Raw genomic sequence first — 3,766 nt, 5'->3', positions numbered from 1 at the left:
GACCTCCTACGGTCAGGACCCGACCTGGGACAAGACCCGCTACGGCGGCTACGGCAACTTCTGGTACCAGCACGTGTACATGCCGGCGCAGAACCCCGGCGATCCCACCGGCCTGAGCGCCTACGGGCGCTGGTTCTACGGCCCCTGGTTCTGGCCGCCGGCCACCAACATCATGTACGGTCCGATCGACAACCCGTACTACGACCCGGCCTGCAACCTCGACGACCCGGCCACGTGGCAGTATCAGACCGACCCGTTCTGCGAGCCGGCCAAGATCCCGGGCACGCCCAACAACTCGGCCGGCATGGAGCAGTTCAACGACACGCCGACCGTCAACGGGGTGGCATACCCGAAGGTGACGCTGGAGCCGAAGTCGTACCGGCTGCGCTTCCTCAACGCCGCCAACGACCGGTTCTTCAACTTCCAGTGGTACGTGGCCGACCCGACGACCGGCACGCTCAGTGAGGTCGCGCTGAACCCGCAGGAGCTGGCGGCGGCGCAGACCGACTCGACCGTCTTCCCGACGCCGGACACGAGTGTCAGCCTGCCCGGCCCCGACTGGATCCAGATCGGCACCGAGGGCGGGTTCCTGCCGCACCCGGTCGTCGTGAACGGCCATCAGCCGACGACCTGGATCACCGATCCGACGCGCTTCGACTTCGGCAACGTCGACCAGCACTCGCTGCTGATCGCGCCGGCCGAGCGGGCCGACGTCATCGTCGACTTCTCGAAGTACGCCGGCCAGACCCTGATCCTCTACAACGACGCGCCCGCGGCGTTCCCGGCGCGCATCCCGTCCTACGACTACTACACCGGCGGCCCCGACATGAGCCCCGTCGGCTCGCCGACCATCCTGCCCGGCTACGGCCCGAACACCCGCACCATCATGCAGGTGACGATCTCGGGCACCGCGGCTCCGGCCTTCGACCTCAGCGCGCTGAGGAACGCCTTCAGCCACAAGGCCGACGGCTCCGGCGTGTTCGAGAGCAGCCAGCATCCCATCATCGTCGGGCAGGCCGCGTACAACTCCGCCTACGGCACGAGCTTCAGCTCGGGGAGCAACTGCAACCCGGTCCCCAACGACCCCAACCCCGCCGTCCAGATCTGCGACGGGTTCGTGCGTGTCAACGACACGATGACGTTCGGCTTCAACACGCTGAAGAAGCAGACCTCCAAGACCACCATGCCGCTCCAGCCGAAGGCGATCCACGACGAGACCAACGCCACCACCTTCGATGAATACGGTCGGATGGCGGCCAACCTCGGCGTCGAGGCGCAGCCACCGACGCCGGGCCTGCAGAACGTCACGCTGTACCCGTACATCAACCCGGCGACGGAACTGCTCGACGGCACCAACCTGCCGAAGAACGCCGTGACCTACGACGCCAACGGCGACCCCGTGAGCGACATCAAGATCGCCCCGATCTCGGATCCCAACGACGGGACCCAGATCTGGCGCATCACGCATAACGGCGTCGACACGCACCCGATCCACTTCCACCTCTACGACGTCCAGGTCCTCAACCGGGTCACCTGGGACAACATCATCATCGCGCCGGACGCGACGGAGCTGGGATGGAAGGACACCATCCGGGTGAGCCCGCTCGAGGACTCGATCGTCGCGCTGCGGCCCATCGTGCCTCAGCTGCCCTTCGAGATCCCCAACTCGATCCGTGACCTGAGCCCGATGGATCCCGAGGGCTCGACCATGGGATTCAACAACGTCGACCCGTCCGGCAATCCGACCAACCCGATCACCAACCAGCTCGTCAACTACGGCTGGGAGTACGTCTGGCACTGCCACATCTTGAGCCACGAAGAGATGGACATGATGCGGCCGCAGTCGCTGGTCCTGCCACCGCTCAAGGCCGACGGCCTGAGCTTCTCCTACATCGGTGGGCAGGCCCAGATCACCTTCAACGACAACTCCATCACGGAGACGTCGTTCGACGTCCAGCGTGACAACGGTACCGGCATGAAGACCATCGGCACCATCGACTCACCGCTCGACCAGCCCAACATCCACCAGTCCCGCAGCTACACCGACGCGAGCTACGACCCGACCGTCACGTACTCGTACCAGGTCGTGGCCAACAACAAAGCCGGGTACGGTGCGGGGTTCCCGACGATGACGGCCAGCTCCACGTCAGCCACCATTACGTCGGGTCCGGCTCCGGCGGCTCCGACCAACCTCGCGTTCCAGTTCGGCTCGGTCGACCTGGCCTGGACCGACAACGCCGTGGATGAGACCGGGTTCACCGTCCAGCGGGCGGACAACGGCGCGGCCTTCGTGACCATAGCCACGCTGCCGGCCAACACCGCCCTCGATCCGACCCAGGTCGGTCCTGTCACCTACTCCGACAAGACCGTCACACCGGGCGCCGGCTACGTCTACCGCGTCCGTGCCGACAAGAGCGGCGTCTCCTCGGCATGGCTCACCTCCGGCACCATCGCCTACCCGGCGATCCCGGCGGCGCCCACGGGTCTGACCGCGACGCTCAAGGCGGGCCCGAACGGCCAGCTCGACTGGACCGACAACGCGACCAACGAGGACGCCTACGTCGTCGAGCGGTCACCACACGGCGCCAACACCTGGACCACGCTTGACGGCGCCCTCCCGGCCAACACGATCACCTACACCGACGGCCCGCTGCAGTCCGGAGACGACTGGGACTATCGCGTGGCCGCCAAGCACAATATCGTCGGCCTGTCGGGCTATTCCAATGTGGCGCGGCTTCAGGTTCCGGCCCTTCCCGCGATCCCGACCAACGTGGTCGCGGCCGTCGTCGCGACGGGCGCGGGCCCGCAGGTCAACGTCACCTGGACCGACAACGCCGGCGCGAACGCCACCGGGTACGTCGTCCAGCGCTCGGTGAACGGCGGGGCGTTCAGTGACGTCGCCGCACTCGCGAGCGGCAGCACCAGCTACAGCGACTCGACGGTCACGACCGACATCAGCTATCAGTACCAGGTCAGGGCCGTGAACCTCGCCGGCGTCTCCAACTGGGCGCAGTCGAACACGGTGACCGTCCCGCTGGTCCCGGCGGCGCCGACCAACCTCACCGGCATGGTGAAGGCCGGCCCATCGATCACCTTGGGCTGGACCGCCACGTCCACCACAACCCAGGGCTTCGGCCTCCGGCTCCAGCGGTCCACGGACGGCGTCAACTTCACACAGCTCGCGACCCCGGCCGCGACCGACACCACCTATGTCGATCTGACCGTCGTGATGGGGACTACCTACACGTACAGGATCCAGGCCTACAACGTGTCCGGCGCCTCGGCGTGGGCCACGTGGACCGCGATCCCGGTTCCCACCGCACCGGCCGCTCCCGCCAACCTGGCGCGCACCGTGACGAGGACCGCGGCCGGCCCGGATACCGTCAGGCTGACGTGGACGGACAACGCCAACAACGAGACCGGCTTCGCGATCCAGCGGGCCACCAACAGCGGCTTCACGGCGAACGTCACGACGCTCATCGCCGCCGCCAACGCGACCAGCAACACCGACAGCGTCCCGCACGGCAACATCTACTACTACCGGGTGCAGGCCTTCAACGTGGTCGCAGGGTCGGCCTGGTCCAACGTGGTCAACGCGACGACCGTCCCGGCGACGCCGACGAACCTGTCGACGAGCGGCCTGGCCCGGACCAGGATCACCGTGAACTGGACGGACAACTCGACCAACGAGACCGGTTATCGCGTCCAGTACAAGCGGTCCAACTCCAGACGGTGGATCACCGCCACCACGACCGGAGCGAACGCC

1 protein-coding gene is annotated in these 3,766 nt (G+C 67.0%); it reads left to right on the top strand.

What is annotated here, in order from left to right; all coding sequences use genetic code 11:
- A partial coding sequence (locus ACYC56_RS12140) for a multicopper oxidase domain-containing protein (protein ID WP_461374443.1) occupies window positions 1–3,766 on the top strand: 3,766 nt, incomplete at both ends.

The sequence above is a fragment of the Candidatus Aquicultor sp. genome (assembly GCF_054640775.1).
Note: the sequence above shows the minus strand (reverse complement) of the source record. Positions and strands in the feature narration are given on the sequence as shown.